Source organism: Thermoplasmataceae archaeon (genome assembly GCA_038729425.1).
Classification (GTDB): Archaea; Thermoplasmatota; Thermoplasmata; order Thermoplasmatales; family Thermoplasmataceae; genus B-DKE.
In genome coordinates this window covers 7357-13314 of record JAVYSB010000007.1, presented here as the reverse complement: position 1 = coordinate 13314, position 5958 = coordinate 7357, and the positions used below count along the sequence as shown (strand labels likewise).

At 47.0% G+C, this 5958-nt stretch carries 6 protein-coding genes; 3 read left to right on the top strand and 3 right to left on the bottom strand.

Annotation, left to right across the window (positions count from 1 at the left end; all coding sequences use genetic code 11):
• Both QW597_06560 and QW597_06555 read right to left on the bottom strand, forming a co-directional pair.
• Positions 1–677: FAD-binding protein (locus QW597_06560; GenBank protein ID MEM0156239.1), on the bottom strand; the 677-nt coding region annotated here is incomplete at its 3' end.
• Between the two features lie 131 nt (positions 678–808).
• On the bottom strand, positions 809–2218 hold the full coding sequence (locus QW597_06555; GenBank protein MEM0156238.1) for an MFS transporter: 1410 nt from the start codon (positions 2216–2218) through the stop codon (positions 809–811).
• 133 nt (positions 2219–2351) lie between these two features.
• Between QW597_06555 and QW597_06550 the strand changes: the two genes are divergently transcribed.
• Positions 2352–3137, top strand: a complete 786-nt coding sequence (locus QW597_06550; protein ID MEM0156237.1) for an SDR family oxidoreductase — start codon at positions 2352–2354, stop codon at positions 3135–3137.
• Positions 3138–3309: 172 nt separating this feature from the next.
• The gene (locus tag QW597_06545) at positions 3310–4500 is read left to right on the top strand and encodes a MalY/PatB family protein (protein ID MEM0156236.1); all 1191 of its coding nucleotides are present in this window, start codon (positions 3310–3312) and stop codon (positions 4498–4500) included.
• An 82-nt stretch (positions 4501–4582) separates the two neighbouring features.
• Here the strand turns inward: QW597_06545 and QW597_06540 are convergent, their stop codons facing one another.
• Complete coding sequence (locus QW597_06540; GenBank protein MEM0156235.1) at positions 4583–5557, bottom strand: alpha/beta hydrolase-fold protein; 975 nt, start codon at positions 5555–5557, stop codon at positions 4583–4585.
• A 174-nt stretch (positions 5558–5731) separates the two neighbouring features.
• Here QW597_06540 and QW597_06535 point away from each other — a divergent pair.
• Positions 5732–5958 (top strand): hypothetical protein (locus QW597_06535; protein ID MEM0156234.1); only part of this gene is annotated, 227 nt, incomplete at its 3' end.

Sequence of the window (5958 nt, the reverse complement as noted above, 5' to 3'; positions counted from 1 at the left end):
TCCTTCAGCGGGATTCCAGATCTGAATGCCATGGCATTCCCGTCACCGGTGACTGAATGGGCATATGTGCTGAACTGATAGAGCCTTCCGGCTCCTCCAGTCGCTAGGATCAGAGATTTCCCTTGGAATATGGTGTATTCACCGTTCCTGAGCCTTATGGCCGTAAGTGCATTGAACTTGTTATTGCTCAGGACAATGGACGTTACAAAATACTCGTTGTAGAAGTGTATGTTATCGTACTTCATGCACCTGCTGAACAGTGTCTGCATCACGTGGAACCCGGTCTTATCAGCTGCAAACGTTGCCCTCGGAAAGCTGAGGCCCCCGAAATCCCTCTGCGAAATGGTGCCATCTGGATTCCTGCTCCAAGGGCATCCCCAGTGATCTGTGGCATATATCTGTTCCGGAACGATCCTGACAAAACGTTCCACTGCGTCCTGATCAGCGAGATAATCGCTGCCCTTGATAGTATCATACGCATGGAGATCAAAATTGTCTTTTGGGTTTAGAACTGCACTGGTTCCGCCCTCAGCGGAAACCGAATGGGATCTGAGGGGATACAATTTTGAAACAAGTCCAACAGATATGTTCTTGTCAAATTCGGCAGCAGCAATGGCAGCTCGCAGTCCCGCCATACCACCACCTATAATCAGCACATCTTCCTTTACTATTTCCAAATTAATACCCAAAATAGTTATTACGGAACATAGCTTTAAGGATTACCTTTATATGTACGGTCACCCGGTTTATAAACCAAGAGTGGGGACTCCCTGTGACAAAACACATGTGTCAAACGCAGAGTTAACATTTACTTGACGCGGATTTCCGATCTCTTCTCCTTCCCCCTGAACGCAGAAAGGATTCCGGCCATGATCAAGATCACGAGCGATACCAACAACGCGGCCTTGATACCTACCAGGAATCCGGACGGTACACCACCCTGAAGGCTCCCCGCAAACACCTCGAATGCGATGTATCGAGGCACGTTAATGCTGGCAACAGAAATGGCCACGACGAAGCTCCCAAGCATCCCTATGCTGGACATTGTTCTGAGGAACCCAGATGACATGCCGTAAAGCTCACGTGGGGAATTGGCCATCACCGCACTGTTGTTCGCGGGGAAGAACATTGAAGATCCCACACCAGTGACAAGCGAAGCAAAAATCACAACATAGAACGAGGAATGCACTGTCAGGGTCAGATATATGAGGATAGATATGCCCATAATGCCAATACCAAGGGTTGCCGGAATTCTTGATCCGATCCGGTCGGTAAGTCTGCCAAAGAATGGCCCAAGAACGCTACCCACAACATATCCTGGAAGGAGCAGGAGGGAACTCTCCTCTGGATTCAGCCCTCTTATTCCCTGCAGATACATTATCACTATAAAAGCGACTGCCAGGAAACCAAGGCTCTGAAAAAACGAGGCAAATATTGAAAAGGTGAGAACACGAACCCTGAAGACCTTCAGTGGAAGCAATGGCCTTTCAACCTTTCTTTCTACAGAAACCATGGCGATTATGACAGCTGCGCCAACGGCCAGGACGATTTCGTTGATCAGCCTGAGGCCGTATGTTGCCAGATCAACTGACGCGTAAGATATCAGGGCGAGTCCTGACGCCAGTAACACTATCCCGGGTACGTCAAGTCTGTTTCCCACTGGCTCTATCTTCTTTATGTTTCGGAGAGCAAACCACAGGGCAAAGGCGCCAATCGGGACATTGATATAGAATATAAATTGCCAACCGATGAACTGTGTGATGAAACCGCCAAGGACAATACCAAGCATCGCACCAGCGTTGTAACCGACGCCCGTGTACCCAAAGATGCGCCCCCTCCTGTTTGGAGGAAAATTTTCCGCTATGATGGCGCCGCTGTTGGACTGGATCATAGCAGCCCCGGATCCCTGAATAACCCTGAACGCGATCAGGTACAGAATTCCAGGTGATGCGCCGCAAAGTGCAGATCCTACAGTGAATACTGCTATACCAGCAAGGAAGATGTTCTTTCTCGCAAATATATCACCAAGACGGCCAAGCTGAGTAGTTCCCACGGCAAGCACCAGAAGATATACCATTATCACCCAGATGGAGTAGGCGAAGCTGGTGTGAAGGTCTTTAGTGATCGGAAGGAATGCAAGGACAACAATCGTGGTATCAATTGCACCCATCATCACCGCAATCATGAGTGCAATGATGAGTTTGCTTTCCCGTTCCATTCAATGGTAATTTTCCAACGATATTATTACTTTAGCCTGATCGATGCTGATTGAGGACGAGATGTGAGCGCATCCGTGGTGCCGCAATACGCTTGCTCAATAATTTTATATCTGGACAATTGCTCCATAAACTATGAGCAGGCTGGATGGAAAAGTTTCACTGGTAAGCGCATCAAGCTCAGGAATTGGCAAAGCGGTCGCGAAGGTTCTCGCATCGGAAGGTTCTAAGGTGCACATGTTTTCAAGCAACAAGCACAAAATTGCAGATGCTGCCATGGAGATTGCCAGCGCTACCGGATCAGTCGTTAATTACAGTGTTGGGAACATGACAGTGCCGTCAGATGTCAAACGAGTAATGGACGAAGTTCTGAAGAATACGGGTAACATTGACAACCTGGTGGTGAATTATGGTGACCCAAAGGTTGCTCCATTTATGGAAATCACCGATGAGGACTGGGATTCCAGCATAAACATGTTCCTGAAATGTACAATTGACATGGTCAGGAGTGTTATCCCTCACATGCAAATCCATGGCGGCAGGGTCGTATTCATCACGTCAATGACCACAAAATCACCGCTTGAGAATTTCTCCATCTCTGCTTCACTGCGATCGGCTGTGGTAAGCCTTTCCAAAGTCCTGTCGATGGAGTTTGCCTCCAGAGAGATCACCTTTAACAGCATCTCACAGGGGTATTTCATGACGCCGAGACTGGATAGCATTGCAGAAAGAAATTCTGCAAAGCAGGGCATCTCAAAGGAAGAGGCGTTTCAGCAGATCAGGGACACCATACCGTCAAAGAGGTTCGGCGATCCGGAGGAGATTGGGCATCTTGTGTCCTTCCTCTGCTCAAAGGAAGCGTCATACATCAACGGTGCAAACATACAGATAGATGGAGGAGTCATCAGGTTTCCATTCTGAGTCCTTGTTATTCGCTTTTTATTGCTTAAATTTTCCTTTACCAAGATTTCCAGGATGCTTTTACTCTGCCACGCACTTTGGAAGGGGTTGGAGAATGGAAAGATAACCACGATCCTGTAAGAGGAAAATAAAGAATAGGGTGAACCGAATATATGTACAGGTTGATCTCATCTTGTCTGAAAAGCGGTACGATTTTGACCAAGTGATAGACAGAAAGCACTCCGGATCAGTAAAATGGGATGGGTTGAAGGATCAGTTCGGATCAGAAGACCTTCTTCCCCTGTGGGTTGCAGACATGGATTTTCGATCCCCTCAGCCTGTTATTGATGCCATGGTCTCAAGAGCAGATCATGGAGTGTATGGGTATTCGTTATTCACGCCCTCATACTATGATTCAGTCATACGGTGGTACAGGCGAAGGTATAACTGGGAAATAAAGAAAGAGTGGATTGTCTACACCCCGGGGGTTGTCTCGGCGATTAGTTTCGCAATTCAGGCTTTTACAAGCCCCGGAGATAAGGTCATAGTTCAGCCCCCCGTGTATTACCCATTTTTCCGTTCAATTGAATCAAACGGGAGGTTTGTTCTTTACAACCCGCTGAGACTTGTTGACGGGCACTATGAGATGGATTATGAAGATCTTGAGGACAAGGTCAGGGACCCCAGGACAAAGCTCATGATACTATGTTCTCCACACAATCCGGTTGGAAGAGTATGGAAGAAGGAAGAGCTTGAGAGGCTTGGGAATATCTGTATAGACAATGGGATACCGGTTGTATCGGACGAGATACATTCCGATCTCAGATATCCCGGTGTGAAATTCACGAATTTCGCCTCCATTTCAGATAAACTAGCCAACAATTCCATAACATGTACATCGGGATCAAAAGCTTTCAATTTGGCAGGATTGCAGATATCAAACATCATAATTCCCAACAGCAGGATGCGTCAGATCTTCGAGAACAGCTGTGCCACTCAGGGTACACTGCACCCGAATTATTTCGCAGCTGATGCAATTCAGACGGCCTATGACCAATGCGAAGACTGGCTTGATGAACTGCTTGAATATATCTCCGGCAATCTCAGCTTCCTCAAAGGGTATGTGCAGGAGAAGATGCCATGGGTGAAGGTCATTGATCCCGAGGGGACTTATCTCTGCTGGCTGGATTTCAGGGCCGTTGAACCTGTCCCGACAAAGCTTGAAAAATTAATGAAAAACACTGCAAAGGTAGCGCTAGATGACGGTTACATATTCAGGATAGGCGGCGACGGCTTCCAGAGAATAAACCTTGCCTGCTCGAGGTCATTGCTGAAAAAAGCACTAGAACAGATTTCCGAGGCTGTGAGGGAACACGTTCTGTGATCAGGAAAGTGGGTTATCCTCAATCACCCGCTTTTATTTATTAAGGAATCTGGCAAGTTACCCACAGGCTAAGGTAACCAATTCAGGAAAGTCTTTCCGCTAGATATGCCAGGGACTGTTCATACCTGTAGCTAATGTTGAAATGCCCGTCCTCGAACTCTTCGTAGAAATGGCTCACGCCGCTCTCACTCAAGATGCGGTGCATCTTGTTCATTCCAAAGTTTATTCTGAACTCATCCTCTGATCCGACATCAAGGTAAACTGCCTTCATGTTCCGTATTTTACCGATGTTCTCTGTTATATTCCTGGCCGGGTCAAATTTTTTCCATCTTTCAATAACATCATCAAGCATCTCCCCTGTTTCCAGGCTGAACGGCAGATCTATCATCATGTCAGCAGATTGCCTGTTAGCGCTGTAGAATGCGGCCATGGCCAGAACATTCAAGGGAGCCACGTACTTTTTCCTGGATTTATTGACGCTTCTGGAGAATTCTTCAAACCATTTTCCTACCCCACCAGCTCTCCTGAACTCCCGTATGGAATCCGGAAAATCCGGGAAATAGCAATATTCAAAACCAGCATCGCCAGAATGATCGGCAAATCCCTGGAACACTTCTGGATTCCTGACTGATAGCGTATACGCACCAAATCCGCCTGAAGATTTACCAAACAAGCCGGTATTGCCAGTTCCGAATTCACTTTTGAACCGGGGAACAACTTCTTTTACAATAAAATCTTCGTAGGCTCCAACCGCATCCGAGTTGAGATACTGGTTTCCACCAAGAGAGGTGAAGCAGTCCGGGATAACAATGATGGCGTCATGCAGCTTGCCGGATTTCTTAAGCGCATCCAATATATCCGTGAAGTTCTGGGAAAGAGGTGAATAATTGAGAAAACTTCTTGCTCCACCCCCGAATCCTGTGAGTCCGATCAGTAGCGGAGATCCCTCTCGAATCTTGTCAGGCCTGAACAGAAGAATATCTCTCTGAGTAGGATCATTGAGTGGATTTCCTCTCAGGGAATGACTCTCAAACCTGAGTAGCTCGAAACCTGTCATGGCTGTCCATGTTTTCCCGCTTTAATAAAGGTTCCCCAGTTCTGATAGTATCAAGCCAGCAAAACTTATTCACCCTTATTATTGCGACATTATTAAGTGCCATTTTCCAATGGGAAGCAAATGGCTCTTTTCTTAATACTGCTGGGAACAGTTATATTAGTGGGTGGGTTGCACATGATCGCACCTGATCACTGGGTCCCTCTGACTGTTGTTTCAGGCAGGCTGAATTATTCCAAAAGAAAGACTGTCCTATCCGCTGCGATGCTCGGAACGCTGCATTCGGTCACTTCTGAGGCAATTGCCGGAGTCGCGTTTGTTATTGGAATACTTCTCGTCAGAAGTTACATAACATACATGGAATTTGTTTCGGTTGCTCTTCTGGTTGCTGTGGGGGTGTACTT

Excerpts from the sequence above, each read along its gene's own strand:
- QW597_06555 (MEM0156238.1), bottom strand. The coding sequence starts at position 2,218 with ATGGAACGGGAAAGCAAACTCATCATTGCACTCATGATTGCGGTGATG.
- QW597_06550 (MEM0156237.1), top strand. The coding sequence starts at position 2,352 with ATGAGCAGGCTGGATGGAAAAGTTTCACTGGTAAGCGCATCAAGCTCA.
- QW597_06540 (MEM0156235.1), bottom strand. The coding sequence starts at position 5,557 with ATGACAGGTTTCGAGCTACTCAGGTTTGAGAGTCATTCCCTGAGAGGA.